General features: G+C 60.9%; 13 protein-coding genes. 6 read left to right on the forward strand and 7 right to left on the reverse strand.

From position 1 onward, the window contains the following. The first annotated feature begins 459 nt into the window (after nt 1-459). Nucleotides 460-1,320: an SDR family NAD(P)-dependent oxidoreductase gene (locus J3U87_RS07585; protein ID WP_237382435.1), complete on the forward strand. Its 861-nt coding sequence runs from the start codon at nt 460-462 to the stop codon at nt 1,318-1,320. 594 nt (nt 1,321-1,914) lie between these two features. On the opposite strand, the gene J3U87_RS07590 is transcribed toward J3U87_RS07585, so the two are convergent. The 4 genes from J3U87_RS07590 to J3U87_RS07605 form a co-directional block, all read right to left on the reverse strand. Then, nucleotides 1,915-2,313 (reverse strand): ArsR/SmtB family transcription factor, encoded by a 399-nt coding sequence (locus tag J3U87_RS07590; RefSeq protein WP_237382436.1) that lies wholly within the window; start codon nt 2,311-2,313, stop codon nt 1,915-1,917. A gap of 130 nt (nt 2,314-2,443) precedes the next feature. Then, nucleotides 2,444-3,103 (reverse strand): glutathione S-transferase family protein, encoded by a 660-nt coding sequence (locus J3U87_RS07595; protein WP_237382437.1) that lies wholly within the window; start codon nt 3,101-3,103, stop codon nt 2,444-2,446. Then, complete coding sequence (locus J3U87_RS07600) at nt 3,100-3,543, reverse strand: SRPBCC family protein (RefSeq protein ID WP_237382438.1); 444 nt, start codon at nt 3,541-3,543, stop codon at nt 3,100-3,102. Before J3U87_RS07600 ends, J3U87_RS07595 begins: the two co-directional genes overlap by 4 nt. Before the next feature lie 334 nt (nt 3,544-3,877). After that, entirely contained in the window at nt 3,878-4,081 is a 204-nt protein-coding gene (locus J3U87_RS07605; RefSeq protein WP_237382439.1) for a hypothetical protein, read from the reverse strand. A gap of 726 nt (nt 4,082-4,807) precedes the next feature. Between J3U87_RS07605 and J3U87_RS07610 the strand changes: the two genes are divergently transcribed. Then, a complete protein-coding gene (locus J3U87_RS07610; RefSeq protein ID WP_237382440.1) occupies nt 4,808-8,365 on the forward strand; it encodes a hypothetical protein in 3,558 nt (1,185 codons plus the stop codon). Nucleotides 8,366-8,407: 42 nt separating this feature from the next. Here J3U87_RS07610 and J3U87_RS07615 read toward each other — a convergent pair whose 3' ends face one another. Then, nucleotides 8,408-9,520: a type 1 glutamine amidotransferase domain-containing protein gene (locus tag J3U87_RS07615; protein WP_237382441.1), complete on the reverse strand. Its 1,113-nt coding sequence runs from the start codon at nt 9,518-9,520 to the stop codon at nt 8,408-8,410. Between the two features lie 186 nt (nt 9,521-9,706). Between J3U87_RS07615 and J3U87_RS07620 the strand changes: the two genes are divergently transcribed. Both J3U87_RS07620 and J3U87_RS07625 read left to right on the forward strand, forming a co-directional pair. After that, nucleotides 9,707-10,396, forward strand: coding sequence for a response regulator transcription factor (locus tag J3U87_RS07620; protein ID WP_237382442.1), 690 nt, complete (start codon nt 9,707-9,709; stop codon nt 10,394-10,396). Next, on the forward strand, nt 10,386-11,603 hold the full coding sequence (locus tag J3U87_RS07625) for a sensor histidine kinase (RefSeq protein ID WP_237382443.1): 1,218 nt from the start codon (nt 10,386-10,388) through the stop codon (nt 11,601-11,603). The genes J3U87_RS07620 and J3U87_RS07625 overlap by 11 nt, the downstream gene beginning before the upstream one ends. Before the next feature lie 33 nt (nt 11,604-11,636). Here J3U87_RS07625 and J3U87_RS07630 read toward each other — a convergent pair whose 3' ends face one another. After that, nucleotides 11,637-12,791: a winged helix DNA-binding domain-containing protein gene (locus tag J3U87_RS07630; protein WP_237382444.1), complete on the reverse strand. Its 1,155-nt coding sequence runs from the start codon at nt 12,789-12,791 to the stop codon at nt 11,637-11,639. Continuing rightward, a complete protein-coding gene (locus tag J3U87_RS07635; protein ID WP_237382445.1) occupies nt 12,788-13,750 on the reverse strand; it encodes a LysR family transcriptional regulator in 963 nt (320 codons plus the stop codon). Before J3U87_RS07635 ends, J3U87_RS07630 begins: the two co-directional genes overlap by 4 nt. 138 nt (nt 13,751-13,888) lie before the next feature. Between J3U87_RS07635 and J3U87_RS07640 the strand changes: the two genes are divergently transcribed. Both J3U87_RS07640 and J3U87_RS07645 read left to right on the forward strand, forming a co-directional pair. Next, entirely contained in the window at nt 13,889-14,548 is a 660-nt protein-coding gene (locus J3U87_RS07640) for a hypothetical protein (protein ID WP_237382446.1), read from the forward strand. Nucleotides 14,549-14,909: 361 nt separating this feature from the next. Beyond that, nucleotides 14,910-15,839: a DUF6624 domain-containing protein gene (locus tag J3U87_RS07645; protein ID WP_237382447.1), complete on the forward strand. Its 930-nt coding sequence runs from the start codon at nt 14,910-14,912 to the stop codon at nt 15,837-15,839. The last annotated feature ends 73 nt before the right edge of the window (nt 15,840-15,912 follow it).

The following is a 15,912-nucleotide window of genomic DNA, read 5'->3' on the forward strand; positions in this document are numbered from 1 at the left end:
AGCACCCAAAAATCAGCCCCGGAACCTGCCGGATGACGAAAAAGAGGGTTCCGGTAAAAAGGACGGCTCATCGGGGATCGGGGAACGATTGAGGCAAAAAATACCATGATTCGATTCAAAGAAAATGGGAAATCACGCCTGGTGAACGGCATTTTTGCGCCGCATCTCGGCACAGCCGAGAACTCGAAAGCGAGCGGAAAGGGGCCGTACCCGACCACAGGAAACTTGCCGCACCTCGGCATACCCGCTACAATGGAATCATGTTCCATCTAACCCCGAGACTCTTCGCTCTGGAATTCACGTTCAACCGGCCTCTCCTTCGACCCCGACACACCGGCCGGATGCCCGCTGGGGCTTCCATCCATTCCGATTCCTCCTGCATCTCCCCTTCGAACTCTGGACCTCGTCTCGGGCGGATTGCGAATGCGATCCGCGAAACTCAGTCATGAAGGTGATCCCATGAGAGACTTACAGGGAAAACAGGCTCTAGTAACCGGAAGTGCGCAAGGTATCGGGCTCCAAATTGCCAAACGGCTGGGCGAAGCCGGGGCCCACTTGGTCCTCACCGACATCAACCGCGCCAAACTGGACGAGGCCGCCGAAGAGCTGCGCGGCTTGGGCTACGAGGCGGCGGCCTTCGAAATGGACGTGACGGATTACGAATCGGTCACCGCCGCGCGCGACAAGATTCTGCGCGAAGCGGGACCCATCCACATCTTGGTCAACAACGCGGGCGTGGTGTTCGGCGGTTCCTTTTTGGATGTGGACATGTCGAAACACGAATTGACCTACAAGGTCAACACCATGGGCCTTGCCGCGGTGTGCCACGCCTTTCTACCCGGCATGATCGAACAGGAACAGGCCCACCTGGTGAACATCGCCAGTGCCTCGGGCCTGGTGGGCCTGCCCTTCGGCGCCACCTACGCCTCCAGCAAATGGTCGGTGATCGGCCTTTCGGAGTCGCTGCGGCTCGAACTGAAGCACCTGGGCAAGGAACACGTCAAGGTCACCACGGTCTGTCCCAGCTACGTCAAGACCGGCATGTTCGAAGGCGTCCGGGCCCCGATGCTGACGCCGTTCCTCACCCCGGAACAGTTGGCCGACAAGGTCTACGAAGCGGTACGCGACGATCAGATCTTCGTGCTCGAGCCCTTCATGGTGAAGCTGATCCCCTTCCTCAAGGGCGTCTTCCCCACGTTCGTCACCGACGTGCTCAGCGACATGCTCGGCGCCTCATCCAGCATGACCTCGTGGAAGGGTCACCAGAAGAAGGCGACCCATCGTCCGCAACTGCGCGCCGTGCCCAAGCAGGTTTCCTAAACGCGCTGATCGGGACCTTCGATCGAAGTGGCCATCTCGAGCGTTTCCGCATTTCTCGGAGAGGCGTCGCGCAGGACGTGTCGGTGCTGCACGACGTCTCCATCTCCAGGCGAACGCTGCCGAAACGAACCCCGTTCGCAGTGCCCGCATGCCGAGAGGGGCGTCGTGGTTGTAGGTTGGCCGGCCCGGCCGACGTTTCGAAGCGACGAGCATGGGGGTGCCCGCATGTAGAGAGGGGCGTCGTGGAGGTTGGCCGGCCCGGCCGACGTTTCGAAGCGACGAGCATGGGGGTGCCCGCATGTAGAGAGGGGCGTCGTGGAGGTTGGCCGGCCCGGCCGACGTTTCGAAGCGACGAGCATGGGGGTGCCCGCATGTAGAGAGGGGCGTCGTGGAGGTTGGCCGGCACTGCCTGCATTGGCCACTTCGGTTTGGAGGCCTTCCGCATCGAGATGGGCTTCGCTCTTGAATTAACGTTTTATTCCAAGTAGATTGCTTCGATTGGTGGAGCTGGCAGCTCCACCTACAGGCCCATCGACTCTCTCGTGATGCGGGAACTTTCCCCAGCGGTTCTTCGATCGGGAAAGCCGAAGCCGCTCAGGCGTCTTCGGCTTCGGCTTCGGCTTCGGCTTCGGCTCCAGCGTTCGCATCCGGGTCGGATCCGGCCATAAAGGCTTCCAACGCATCGAATCGGGATTCCCAGAACTTCTTGTAGTAGGCGATCAGCTCGGTGGCCGCCGACAGTGCTTCGGTCTTGAGGTTGCACCGATAGATCCGGCCCTCTTTCTCTTTGCTGATCAGGCCGGCCCGCTCCAGGATCTTGAGGTGCTTGGAGATCGCAGGCAGGGACATGTTGTGCGGCTCGGCCAGCTCGGAGACCGTACAGGTCTTGCGGCTGACCGCCAGCAGGATCGAACGCCGGGTTCGATCGGAAAGCGCTGAAAAAATGCGGTCCAGTTGTTCCTCTTGCGCTTCGGTTCGCTGCAGTTCTTCCAATAGTGAGTTCCTCGAGTTCGATGAAAGGGTGGTCTGGTTTCGGAGCACCGTCGATTCGGCGGCCGTACACCCGCGCGAAAGGCATTCGGTGGAGAGGGTGACGGCCAACGGCCGGCCCTCTCGCGGGGCGTCACATGGCCTTGTTCTGGAGGATATGTTGCCACATACCGTCGCGCCCTTCGATGCTTGCCTTGATATGGGGCCGCTCCATGAGCACGGGTCGCAGGTTCCGCCAGCCGGACAGCGCGTCGAGCGGGTTCGGCCGATCGTAGAGTTCGGCCAACTTTTCCACCAGGTCCAGCGAGACCAAGGCGATCAGATCGGCGTGACTGAGATGCTTGCCGGCGATGTAGGGATCGAAGACGCATACCTGAGCGAGGTACTGAACCCCTTCGTTCACCTGCGTGAAACCGGCATCGGTGACCGCTTGGTCCTCGGGTGCGCCGAAAAAGCCGGTCGGTACCAAGCTGCCGGCGGCACCGTTCACGTAGTGGGTGAGGAACTGGTGGATCTGCATGGCCCGACCGGCAACCATGGGCTCCTGCGGGAACAGGGCGGGATTGGGCTGTTGGGCTTCGGCGTAGGCCACGATGGCCAGGGACTCGCTGAGCACACCCGCTTCCGTTTCCATACAGGGAATCTTGCCGACGGGCGACATGGCCAAAAATCCCGAGGTTTTTTCATTGGGATGTTGGGGAACTTCTTCGAACGGCATGTTTTTCTCGAGCAGCGCCAATTTGGCGAAGTTGTAATAGCTGCTGGCGAACACGCCGTAGAGCTTCAGGGTCATGACTTTACCTCCTCACCGGATTCGCGACCGGCGTTTTGAAAGAAACGATCTAAATTGGTCAAGCAACCGGTCCAGCCCTGCTCGTGGAGACGCTGTTGCTCCGGTTCCTGGAATTGGGAATGGACCAAGGTCAGCAGGGTTCGCTCACCAATGGATTCGAAAGTCACCGAAACCAGCGTATCGGTGGCGACATGCGAGTTCCAGGTGAAGGAGATATGGCGCTGATCGACGATCTCGCGGTAGTGACCGTGATGGACGTATTCGCCGTCCTTGGCGATCATGCGCAGCTCATAAGCACCGCCTGGCCGGAAATCGAGGGTCGCCTCACAACGCATCTCGCCGGGGAAGAACCATTGACGCATGAACTGGGGATCGCTCCAGGCTTGGAAGACGCGGGCGACCGGCGCATCGATGGTGCGGGTCAGGGTCAGTGAAGACATGATTACTCCTTTGAAAGAACAGGTCTGGCAAAGAAATGCAAAAAGCTTAACCTTTCGGTTAAGTATAAAGCACTCCCCCGTCCCGTCAACCAAAAACTTAACCAAAGGGTTAATCTTTTCTCAAACGAGTTCCCCCGAATTTCTCCATTTCATTTAACTCACTCATATTCAACAATTTGTCCAAAAAAACAAATCAAGACCGAGCCCACCACGGATCCAATGGACTCGATTTCGGACGGTGAAACGCAAAAGGCCTGGCAAGGAAACCCTCCTCGGGGACTTCCTTGCCAGGCCTCTTTTTGGATCTTTTTCGCGATCTTGGGACTTCCCCGGATCAGGCTTCCTCGTAACCGCTTTGGAACCCGCCACCGAGAAAGAAAAGGACGGCGCCGAGTACGATCAGCCCGGATCGGATCAGCCAGCCGATCCCCTCTCCCCAGGCATCGATCCAGGCAAGGATGATGAACTCCATCTGGAGAAAGTAAAGAATGACGGAGCCCACGCCAAAGAACATCAAGGTCTTTCCAATTTCACGCATGTTTTCACCACTCGAAAAAATTTCGGTCATAGAGCAACCTGACCCATTGAATCACACAGACACCAAAAAGACAAAATAAAAACAATTTATTTTCGTCAATCAAACCCCTTAAAAGAGTCTATAAACACATCAACAGACCCAACAAAGGCGTCTTGGTCGTTATCTGAGAGGAACACATTCCTCCGCGACTCCCCCAGACAACCCATCGCACCAACAGTAACGGGACTTCGTTTTTCCCAAGGCAACCGAAGTCGCGCGTTGCCGAGGTCGCGGTGGGCCCTCGGCGCCCCCCATACCGACGCGACCTTCATGGACCCTGCACCGCTGTTGGCCCCATCCGGTGCCCATCGAGAAACAGGGTTTTTCTAAAAATGCACCTCTGAATCGGCAGGGTTGCCAACCCCAACCGGTATCGGCAGTCAGGTATCAGGTGTCAGCTCATAGCCTTTGCACGATGATCTTGCCAAGACCGGACTCCCGATACCTGACCGCGTGCCCATCCAGCCGGACCGCTCGGGAAGTAGAAATGATTTCGTTACCGGATGGGCACGATCGAGATGTCGCCCCGCCGCGATCGAAGATTGTTTCGCTGCCGCCCGGACACTAAATTAAAGACAACTACCCAGTGTGTCAGCAACAACATCGAGTCGCGAAACCCGTGTGACCCAATGGCTTTGCGCGGGCATTCCCGTCTCAGGGCCAGGGTCCGTCCAAGGGAGGCAGGCGATGAAGGTAACGCGCATTTCATGGATATTGATGTGGTGTGTCTCGAGTTGGGGCTGGTCGCAGCAAGTGGCGGACGAGACCCGCTTGGTGTTCCCCTGGGTTTCACACAACAATCAGTTTTCGAGCGTCGTGTTCGTCACCAACCTGGGCTTGTCGGAAGTGACGATCACCCTTACCGCCTATCGCGGCCAGAACGCGAGCGATTCGGTGCGGGAAGCCACCACGACCCGTACCATTCCCGCTCGAGGGTTCCTGGAAGAGGAAGCGAACGCCCTGTTCCCTCAACTGGGTATCGGTTCGGGGTTCACCATCCTGCTGGAGGCGGCGGCATCCGACATCGAGGGCGGCTGGGTGACCTACAATCTCACGACCGTGACCGGCAAGTCACCTTCGCAGGGCCGCGCCATTCCCATCCACGAGCTCACCGACAGCCGGCAAGTGGGTACGGGCCGCGAGATGCTGTTCCCCTACCTGCCCGTGCTCGAGGGGTCGATCTCGGCGCCGGCCATCGTCAACGTGGGCGATACGGCCGTCGATGTCACGCTCCACCTGTTCACGCGCGAGGGCACCCAGCTTCCGTCGGTCACCGTGCAAAACCTGGAGCCGTTACGTCCCCACGCGGTCCTGGCCAACGACCTGGCGGGCGGCCAACCCACATCCAATCTGCAGATCATCGCCGAAGGCCCCCAGGGTAGTTTCCTCACCGGGGTCTCGTTCGTCTTCAACGCGATCGGCGAGCCCTCCATCGGGAACGCCTACGCGACCGGAGTCACCGACGACAGCCAAGCCCTGTTCTTTCCCTGGGTATCGCGCAACGACCTCTTCGAAACGGTCGTGTTCATCAACAACCTGGGCGATTCGGAGATGGAGATCAACTTGAGCGCGCGCCGCGAGAACGGTCAATCGACCACGCAAACGCGGCGTGTCCCGGCCGGCGGATTTTTGGAGGAAAAGGCATCCAGTCTGTTCGACGCATTGGGTGCGGGCAGCGGCTTTTCGGTGTTCGTCGAAGCATCCGACCCGTCTCGGCTCTTCGGTGGTTGGGTCACCAACAACCTGGCCACGGACAGCAAATCGTCCCCGTCCCAGGGCAATGCGGTCCGGTTACCCGGCAGCGGCGGCAGTGACGACGTGGGCACCCAACTGGTCTACAATTTCCTGCCGGTCAAGGACGGCTTCACCTCGGGTCCGGTAGTCGCCAACGTGGGCGATGCCGCCGCGGACATTTCCCTGTTCTTCTTCGACGGGTCGGGCAACCGGGTCGGCAGCCAGGTACTCAGCGCGGTCCAGCCAATGCTGCCCTTCGCGAGGGTCGTGGGCGATCTGGTAACCAGCGGCGAGAACCTGTACATGGTGGCTCAGTCCGACCAACCGCTTGCCGGAACCTCCTTCGTGTTCAACGACCGCCAGGAGCCCTCGATGGGCAATGCCGTCGCCACCCTGTTGCCGGTCTCGCCGGAATTCGAGGTCGCGGGGGAAATGACCGTCGACGGTTCCGGCGGCCAAATCTCGGCCGGTGACTTGACCTTGACGGTCCCCGCGGCGGCATTCGCCGAATCGAACAGGGTCGCCATCCTCAGCGGCGACAGCGCTTCGACCCATGAATTGGCTACCGGACCGGGCTACTTTCTCTCGGGTCTACCCGTGGATTTCAACCAACCCCTGACGGTTTCGATCGACATGGCGGATCTGGACGGGAGCGCCTCTGCAGGCATCGGATTCTCGGACGAAAGTTTTCTGACCACCCAGGGCGCGACCCAAAAGACCTGGACCCTGCTGGATACTCAGCGTTCGGGCAACATCCTCACGGCCACGCTGCCGGCCCCGCCGGCGCTCAAAACGAGCAAGCGCCGAGACGGCGGACTGAATATCAGCGGCGAAATACGGGTACTTCTGTATGCCGAACACCTCAGCGACGAAGGACATTTCCACATCACCTACCCGCGACTGGGGACATCCGAGAGCGACGTCCGCAATTTGGGCGAGGCATTGGAAACGGCCTATTCGCGGATCCAAGCCCTCGGCTTCGACTACGGTGCGCGCACGGTTTGGCCGGTACGGGTCACCGTTCGCAGGCTGGATGATTCGGTCTTCGGCTACTACAGCAGTTCCGTGTTCGGCGACAATTACGGCTACCTGGAATTCAACTCGATCCACCTGGCCGAAACCGAGGAGATCAACGTCACGGCCGGCCACGAGTTCTTCCACCTGGTGGAAGCGCTGTACGATCCGCGAAACCGTTACTCCAAGGCCAAATTCGAATCGACCCACTACTGGTTGAGCGAAGCCTCGGCTTCCTGGATCGAGGAGCGCTTCACCGACACGCCGAACTGGGTGCCCGGCACCTTCGGCGGCAACGGCGAGGCCCCGTTTCGCGGCATGCACGCCGGTATCGGCAACGGCAGCCGGAATCACGGGTACGGCATGGCATCCCTCTACAAGCACCTGGTGGACACCCAGGGCGACGCCGTCTCGCTGAACATTTTCACCAAAATCCGCGATGAGGCCCATCCCGTCAAAGCGGTGGTCGACACCGCCGGCGAGGTGGCCGGCCTGCCATGGTGGACGAATTTCTTCCAACGCTACATGCAGGGCGAGATCTACGGACTCGAATCGGCCTTCTTCCTGGGTCTGCGCTCCGGACTCTTTCAAATCCAGGATCCCGACGACGAAACCGTCTTCAACTTCGGCCTGGCCGACCTGGCCGCGGCAATGTACCTGATCCGGCTGGACGATCCCGACATGCCGGAAAAGCGGAAAGCCGTCTTCGACATCAGCGGCGGCGACAGCCAGGTCATGGTGTTCCAGTTCAACCAGCAGTCCGGGACGATCCAGCACGTTTCGGGGCCGAGCACCTCGGCCTCGGTCGGCAATCTCAAAGGGTTGACCGAAGGCGGCTGGCACCTGATGGCCGTGGCGTTGAACCCACGCCACCTGAGCCCCTACACCGCCGTGACCCAGGTCAGCCTGAGCGTCAAGGTGGAGTTGGAGGAAAACCTCTTCACGGCCAATCTGTCCTTCCCCTCGGAGGGCCTGAGCTATGGGTACGAGGGAAATTTCATCGCCGGAGGGTTGGGCAGCCTGAACGATGTGCCCGGTTTTCCGTCCGTGGTCACCAGCGACGCCGAGATGATCACCCAAGGGAGCCTGCTGGACGACATTCTGATCACGATCGCCTTGAACAAGGGCCTCACGGCGCCGGGTACCTACTCGTTCGCGCTCATCCCCTTCGAAGACGGAGACGCCCTGCTCTTCATGTCCGATCCCCGAATCAAGGACGGGATCACCGACTTTCCCGTGACCTTCAGTTCGACCGGCGGCACGGTGAACCTGGAAGCCTACGGGGCCAACGAGGGCGACACCTTGTCGGGCACCTTCAACGCGAGCCTGCTCGGTGCCCGGCTGTTCCTCAACGAAGAGGGCGATACCGAAGCCGAGGAGATCACGGGAACGATCGACGGCAGGTTCGAGGCGGAGATCCTGCCCACGACGATCGGCAAGCGGACCCTGCTGCGCATCACCGACATATGCGCGATCTCGCTCCCCTCCGCGGAGTAGCCCGGGCCCCCCTTGCCGAGCCACGGGCAGACGGCAACCCGCTCAATCCGCTCCGACCAGCTTTTTCAACTCGGCCAGAGCGGCGTGCTCCGGAAAGTCGCGTTCCAGGCGATCGAGGGAATTCGCCGCCTTTTTCCCGAAGCCCTGCTCATGCTGGGCACGCACCAGCGCGTCCAACAGCATGGGGTGTGCGACGTGCCGGGAAACCGCCGCCATGATGCCCAGCTCGGTGCGCTTGTCCGCCACGGTTTGGGCGAGGCGGTAGCTGTAAAAGGCGTAGAGGGCCAGGTATTGGTGGTCGTAAGCGGCGGCTTGGCTGTTGAGCGCCAGGTCGATCTGATAGCTGCCCGAAACCCTGGCACGGGCAAGCAGTGCCATGGCGGCCTCGTCCTTGAACAAGGTGCGCGGCCGCAGCGTCAAACCGAGCTTGCTCACGAGCGCCTCGCCGGCGCGGGCCACCGAACCGGGGTTTTGCGCCGTGATCAGATTTCCATCCACCGCCACGTAGGGCAGCATCGGCGCGTTGGACACGTAGATCGCGTTCCGTTGGCGCATCCGGTCCTCGATGAAAAAGGGAAAGCGATCGAGCATCTCCGAGCTGAAGGCCTTTTCCTCGACATTGGTGAAGCTACAGATTTGTTTGCCGGCCACGAAAAAACCACCGTCCGGCGTTTTGATATCCGTCAAGGCCGCGGGTCCATGGCAGACCGCGGCAATGGGCCGTCCCGCCTTGACGAGTTCGGTAAGCAGCTTTTGGGTGCCGGGATCGGAAGGCAAATCCATCATGGCGCCACCGCCCCCCACGATGAAAATCCCGTCATACTTACCGGGGTCGGCGTTCTTGGCGGCGATCGTCGCTCCCAACTGCCGGAGCGCGGGCGTATGGTTCTTGAACCGTTGAATATAGGAAAGCGTGTCCTTGTTGGTTTTGACGGGAACGGCACCGCCCGCGGGACTGATGATGTCCAGGGCGATGCCATGGTCATGCAGGACCAGGTAGGCCTGGGCCAATTCCTCGAGGTCATAACTCAGGTCCGGCTTGAGCAGGCCATAACTGGAGATCAGGACAGCCACCCTTTTGCCGGTGGCTTGATTCCCTGAGAACCAGGCCCCCACAAACGGTGAAACGAACGCCAAAAACAGAAACACTTTCATCGTGAACACCTCCTGTTCGCTCCGAAAGATAGCAATCCATTTGTCGTGAATTCGTGAAGGTCCGCCAACGCACGACGACATGCACGAGGTTCTCTGGCCTGGAGGTGGTTTTCGGAGGCGGAAAAGGCGCCGGCGTCGTCCCCGGAAAAGCCCGGGAAGCAGCGCCGGAACGCGTAGAATAGGACCATGCAGACGCTTTCCATCCTGATCATCGAAGACAACGAAGATATTGCGGCACGCGTCGGCGATTACCTGCAGGGCCATGGGATGACGATCGATTTCGCGTTCCGCGCCGATCAGGGCATTCGATTGGCGTTGGAAAACCGCTACGATGTGGTCATCCTGGACCTCATGCTACCTGACGCCGACGGGGTCGACGTGTGTCGGCAGATCAAGGGCGATCATCCTCGCGAAGTGCCGGTTCTCATGTTGACGGCACGCGACAGCCTGGAAGACAAGGTGGTTGGTTTCCAGGCGGGCACCGACGATTACCTGACCAAACCCTTCGCTCTCGAAGAGGTGCTCGTCCGCTGCCAGGCCCTGGCCCGACGCCGAAACCTGCACCAGTCCAGGGAAATCGTCATCGGAACCCTGAGCGTGGACCGACACAGGCGAACCGTGTCGCGAGAGGGGCGACCCATTACCTTGAGCCCCACCGATTTCGACATCCTGCTCGCCATGGTGGAGGCCTACCCCAACGCCGTCGGCCGTCATGCCCTGACCCAAAAGATCTGGGGCGAGGACCATCCGGACAGCGACGTGTTGCGCTCGCACATCTACACCTTGAGGAAAGCCGTGGACAAACCGTTCGGAAGCCGAATGATCAAGACGATTCACGGCGTGGGCTTTCGGCTGGAGTGCGACGATGCGCTTTAAACGGGGTATCGCCACCCGCATCCAACGTTTCTTCCTCGGCTTCGCCCTGTTGATGAGCGCCGTTTTCAGCGTGTTGATTCTCGGTTATTCCTGGGTCATCGAAGACAACATCTTCAACCGCCTGGTGGAACGGGAGGCGGCCTTCATCGCGGATCAATACGCGAAAACCGGAATGGTCGTGGCACCGCGTCCGGCGTTCATGACCCTCTACGACTCTTGGGACCAGATGCCGGATCCGATTCCACGGCAACACCGTGCAGACCCCAACCGCATCGAATTCGACGACGCCGTCGATGGCACGATCCACACGCGCCAGGTTGACCTGGGCCCGACCACCGCGGTCCTGGCCGCGAACGTCTCGGGCTACGAAGTCAGCCGTGACTACCTGCCCACCGTCTCCTTGTGGCTGCTGCTCGGTATCGCCTTGACCTGTGCGTTGGCCGCCTGGGTTTCCTCGCTGGTGGCCAAGTCCGCGGTGGAGCCGCTCCGTCGCCTGACGGACGCCGTCGCCGAGGTCGGCCAACGGGACATGAAACCGGGATTCGCCAGGGATTACCCTGACGACGAAGTGGGTTTTCTGGCCGAGACGATCGAAGCGAGCATCACCCACCTCCAAACCGTTCTGCAACGAGAAACGGATTTCACCCGTGACGTGAGCCACGAGCTGCGCACGCCTGCCTCCGTCCTGACCCTCCTGAGCAACCAGTTGGAGACCGATTCGGACATGACGCCGGAGAACCGCAAGCTGCTCCAAAACACGGTGGTCGAGCTGAACCAGACCATCTCGACGCTGCTGGCCCTCGCCCGCGAGGAGAACATGGACATCCGCGAAACGGCCTTGTTACCCCTGCTGGAAGAAAGCGTGATCCATCACTTCCAACTGTCCCGCAACGACAGCTTCGACCTCCAAATCGAGGTTCCGTCCCCCGTGAAGGTTCGGTGCAATGCCCACCTCGCGACGATTTTGTTCAACAACCTGCTCACCAACGCGATGCGGTACGCGTCCGAGCCCGGGCTGCGCATCAGCGCCGATGACGGGCACCTGATCTTCGAGAACGCGGCGGACGGGGACGCCCCTCGCGCAAGCGGAGGCCTTGGTCTCGGCTTGAACCTGGCCAAACGGGTTTGCAATCGCTTCCATTGGACGATGCGCGTCGAGAGAACCGAATCGGTATTTCGCGTCAGGATCGAGTTTCCAGGCGGCTGAGAGCCAAGCTCGAAAGAGATACGAGATCTCGGCTCAGGTGATCGTGACCTCGGCTTCGGGCAGCTCCAGATGGGTGGCCACGATTTGCGCCTCCGCGGCAACCGCCTCGGTAAACGAGGCACGCCAACCGCTCAGCGGCGTCACCTTCACGCGTAGCCCACGCTTGCGCGGCTCGTGTTTCCAGGTGGCCACGATTTTGCCCCGGGCGTGGACCGTGGCGGTCACGTAAGCCCCGGGACGCCAGACCCGCTTGCCGTCCGCGGGCTCGGGAAGCAACCAGGACTTGTCTTTGTGGCCCATCAGCAGGCTGTCCCACAACGGCAACAAACGCACGGGCCAGTCCTCCTCGTCGCCAGGGGTTTCGCGGAGGGTATCGACATCGACGGCCAGGGCGAGCAAACCCTTGCGGTCACCGCATTCGACGGCGACGAGTTCACCCGCCAGAGCCGCCAACCAGTCCCGCACCTCCCGCACCCGGGCGCCGAAGAACTGAGCGATATCCGCCGGCGTGGCGGGGGCGTAGGAGGCCAGGTAACGACGGACCAACCGCGCCGCAGCTTGCACGGGATCCGGATCCTGTGGCCAGGCCATTTCGGGAAATAGCCAGGTGCGGGCACCGTAGAGTCGTTCGGCTCCCCGTTTCCCCGCGAGGGATACCGTGCCGCTCTGGGCGAGAGCCCACATCACCCGGGTCGTGGCGAATCGCAGGGGCTCCATCTGCGCCTTTTCCGCATAGGGCAGCAGGCCCTCCAAAAGGCTTTCCGGTACCAGTCCGTCCACTACGCCTTTGGTCATCAGCGCATCCGCGGCCTCGACCACCTCGCCACAGGCCGCCAGCGTCTCCAGGCTCGGCCGCGGGCCCAACCGGCGACCTGGCCCCCACTGATCCCGTGCGGCGACCACGTCCGCCCAATCGGCCAATTCGAAAAAGAAAAGCGTATCCCGCTGGCCCCAGGTGTGCACCAGTCCCTCGGGTACGGCGGTCAATGCCGCTTGCAGCGCCGCAACATTTGGCCTCGCCGCCATGCGCTGACTGAGCGCCAATCGGGCGGGCCCCTCCTGCTGGGCCTGTACGCCCACCAGAGCCCGCGCGACGCTGGCCGCGTCCGCCGCACCCGGCCCCGCCAAAAAACCCCGTCGCGCCCGGAACCAAAGCGCCTGTTCCTCGTTGATGGTGATGGTGTTCATCGCTCCCCCTCAGGCCGATCATAACCCGCCACGCCACCCGGTGGTACCGGCGGCCGTCGATCCATTCCCTGCTCGCCCGGCACCATGAACGCCAGGAAGGTGTCGATCACCAAACTGGGACTGCGCTTTTTCTTCGTCGTCATGTCGATGACGGCCGTGATCGCCTGACTGTCCGAAACCACGCGAACCAACTCGCCGCGCGCCACCTCTTCCGCGATCATGAACCAGGGCAGCACCGCCATCCCCACGCCTGCCAGAGCCGCCGCCTTGAGGCAGTTGTCGGCCGAGACCATCATCCGCGGTAACTTGGCCTGCACGCGCGGGAGCAAGTGCGGCGCATTGCGCTTCATCCAAATGGTGAAACCGGCACATCCCAAGGTGAAATCGACCACCGGCATCGCCACCACGGCCGCCAGGTCTTCGGGTGCGTGCTCCCGCAAAAACGCGGGCGTCGCGTAGAGCTGGTAGTCGACTCTCGCGAAGGGCCGCCGCTCGAACAGTTGGTAATTGCCGAACTCCACGATGAAGGCCACGTCCAGTTCGTTGTCGGTCAACAACCGCTCGAGGTCGCGATCCTCCTCCAAGGTCAATTGGAACCGAACGCCGGGATACGCCTTCTGGAACGCCGCCAAGCGCGGCATCAGCAGCGGCGCCGCGTACTCGGCGAAGATCCCCAACCGAATCACGCCCTCCACGCGCCCCAGCCCGTACCTCATGCGATCGACCACGGCGTCGATGGTGTCCAGATGCTCGTTGGCCAGGCTCACCAGGCGCTCGCCCTCGCGGGTGAGATAGACCCGACGATGGGCACGGGTCAGCAACGCCATGTTCAGGTCCGACTCCAGGGCGTGAATCTGTGCCGAAACCGCCTGCTGGGTGAGGTGTAATTGCCGCGCGGCCGCGGTGATGCCGCCGCTTCGGGCGACCACGGCGAGGGTTCTGAGTTTGTTGTAATCCACGGCTGCCTCACAAACTTCCACAAAATTTTCTTCATTTTCTTCAAGTATTTTTCGTTTTTGTTTGGGATTTGGCAACTCTATAGTTTGGATCAGGCCGCCTTACCCGGGGAGGCGGCACACTACAAATGAGAGGGCACTATGTTGATTGAAATGGTTCGCTACGCGTTGTCCCCGGGCGTCGCACCCGAGGAACACCGCCAAGCCGCCTTGGAAACCCACGAAACCGCCATATCCCAACTCCCGGGCTTTCGGGACCGGATTCTCTGCCCCCCGGGCATCCACGAGGAGTGGATCGACCTGGTCATTTGGGAGGATCGCCACGCCTTCGAGCACGCCTCGAAGAGCGTACACACCGACCCCAAGCTCGCCAAATGGATGGGCCAGATAAACGAGTCCTCGGTGGTCATGCAGGTCGGCGAGGTTCGCTGCGTCCACGGCACCGAGCCGCCGGCATTGAAGCACGCCGGATGCTGGCTGGGCGTCTGCTGGAAAACGCTGCCGGATGTCGACCAGGACGCCCACCTGGCACTCGACAAAGAGGTTCACCGCGACATCATGGCCAAGATCGACGGCTACCTGGGCGCCTACACGGCCAAGGACGAAAAGTCGGGCACCTGGTTCGAGCTGGTCGCCTGGCGCGATCAGGCCGCCGCCCATGCCGGCTCGGAAAAGGCCGTGGTCGATTGCCTGGCCCACCCCGTCTACAAACGCCACATGGAAGAATGTGACGAGGCCAGTGTTTCCATGACCTTCATCGAACCCAAGGTGGTGATGCCCGTCGTCACCAAGACCGGCTAACCGTCTCGCCCGGTGTCGCCTCGAGCGGCGGCCCGGGCCATTCCTCACTATTTGCACACAGTTGGGCCATCGCACAGAAAAAATGCCGCTCCCGGATATGATGAAACCCAAAGTGTGCGATTCGGGTGGATGCAATCGCTCAAGATGCTGAGGCGAAACGTGCTGGGAAAAGCGCAGGCGTACTTGGAAAGTACGTTGAGCATTTTCACAATGCGTTGCAGCCCAGCAGATTGTGCGGGTGCGCCGCCAAGAATCGCTCAATTTGGGTGAAACCACGGCCGATACGCCCTCGGGCCCGAGCAGGCGTCGGTCGTGATTCGCAACATTCCATCCATCCGATTCACCTTTTCGGGAGAGAAATATGCTGAAACCACTATCTTTTTCAATGGCCTTGCTGTGGTGTTCCAGCCACCTCTTCGGCCAGTCCTATCACGACCTCACCCAAAAAGCGGAAGCCAAATTCAAGGAAAAGGCCTACGCCCTGTCCGTCGATTACTATTTCCAGGCGTTCGACATCGATCCTCCCAATTCCGGCGAGGCGTTCGACTACTACCGTGCAGCCCGGGCTTCGGCACTCAATCGCGATCCGGAACAGGCGATCGAGTTCCTCGCCACCGCCGTGCGCATGGGTTGGACGGACGACGCCCACATGCGTAAAGACGCCACACTGCGCAGTCTCCACACCCATTGGCGCTGGAAAAACCTGGTCGCCCAAGCGGTGGAGAACCAGCAGATGTATCAATCCCAATTCAACGCACAGCTCGTCGATGAATTGAAATCGATCCGTACGGCGGACCAGGAAAATCGCGTTCAGTTGGACGCAACGATCAAAAAACACGGATCGAATTCACCCGAGGCGCGGGAACTGCGCGCCAAAATCCAGGCGACGGACAAGGTCAACCTCGCCAAGGTCGAGAAGATCATCGCCGAGCACGGTTATCCGGGCAAGTCGATGGTGGGCTACCAACAGACCACGGCCTTTCTCGTCATCCAACACGCGCCGCTGGAGGTGCAGGAGAAGTACCTGCCGCTGCTGTCCGCGGCGGCCGAATCGGGCGAATTGCCCAAGAGCTCCATGGCCCTGTTGGTGGACCGGGTGCTCGCCCGCACGGGCAAGAAACAGCGTTACGGCTCACAGGTCGTGCGGCAACCCGACGGTACCTACCAACTCCACCCCATCGAAGACGAAGCCAACGTGAACATCCGTCGCTTGAAAATGGGCCTGGAGCCTCTGGAACAGTACGTGGCCAAATGGGGCATCGAATATCGACCGACCATTCGAAACCATTGATCCCCAGAAATGCCTGTGGATTGAACAGGTTCCCGAATCCCCACACCACAAACCCGAAACCGTGCCTCTTCGG

This window comes from Sulfidibacter corallicola, assembly GCF_017498545.1.
Classification (GTDB): Bacteria; Acidobacteriota; Holophagae; order Acanthopleuribacterales; family Acanthopleuribacteraceae; genus Sulfidibacter; species Sulfidibacter corallicola.

What these genes read in the sequence shown, in the direction of transcription:
- J3U87_RS07585 (WP_237382435.1), top strand. Translation starts at nt 460, where the DNA reads ATGAGAGACTTACAGGGAAAACAGGCTCTAGTAACCGGAAGTGCGCAA.
- J3U87_RS07595 (WP_237382437.1), bottom strand. Translation starts at nt 3,103, where the DNA reads ATGACCCTGAAGCTCTACGGCGTGTTCGCCAGCAGCTATTACAACTTC.
- J3U87_RS07600 (WP_237382438.1), bottom strand. Translation starts at nt 3,543, where the DNA reads ATGTCTTCACTGACCCTGACCCGCACCATCGATGCGCCGGTCGCCCGC.
- J3U87_RS07605 (WP_237382439.1), bottom strand. Translation starts at nt 4,081, where the DNA reads ATGCGTGAAATTGGAAAGACCTTGATGTTCTTTGGCGTGGGCTCCGTC.
- J3U87_RS07610 (WP_237382440.1), top strand. Translation starts at nt 4,808, where the DNA reads ATGAAGGTAACGCGCATTTCATGGATATTGATGTGGTGTGTCTCGAGT.
- J3U87_RS07615 (WP_237382441.1), bottom strand. Translation starts at nt 9,520, where the DNA reads ATGAAAGTGTTTCTGTTTTTGGCGTTCGTTTCACCGTTTGTGGGGGCC.
- J3U87_RS07620 (WP_237382442.1), top strand. Translation starts at nt 9,707, where the DNA reads ATGCAGACGCTTTCCATCCTGATCATCGAAGACAACGAAGATATTGCG.
- J3U87_RS07625 (WP_237382443.1), top strand. Translation starts at nt 10,386, where the DNA reads ATGCGCTTTAAACGGGGTATCGCCACCCGCATCCAACGTTTCTTCCTC.
- J3U87_RS07630 (WP_237382444.1), bottom strand. Translation starts at nt 12,791, where the DNA reads ATGAACACCATCACCATCAACGAGGAACAGGCGCTTTGGTTCCGGGCG.
- J3U87_RS07640 (WP_237382446.1), top strand. Translation starts at nt 13,889, where the DNA reads ATGTTGATTGAAATGGTTCGCTACGCGTTGTCCCCGGGCGTCGCACCC.
- J3U87_RS07645 (WP_237382447.1), top strand. Translation starts at nt 14,910, where the DNA reads ATGCTGAAACCACTATCTTTTTCAATGGCCTTGCTGTGGTGTTCCAGC.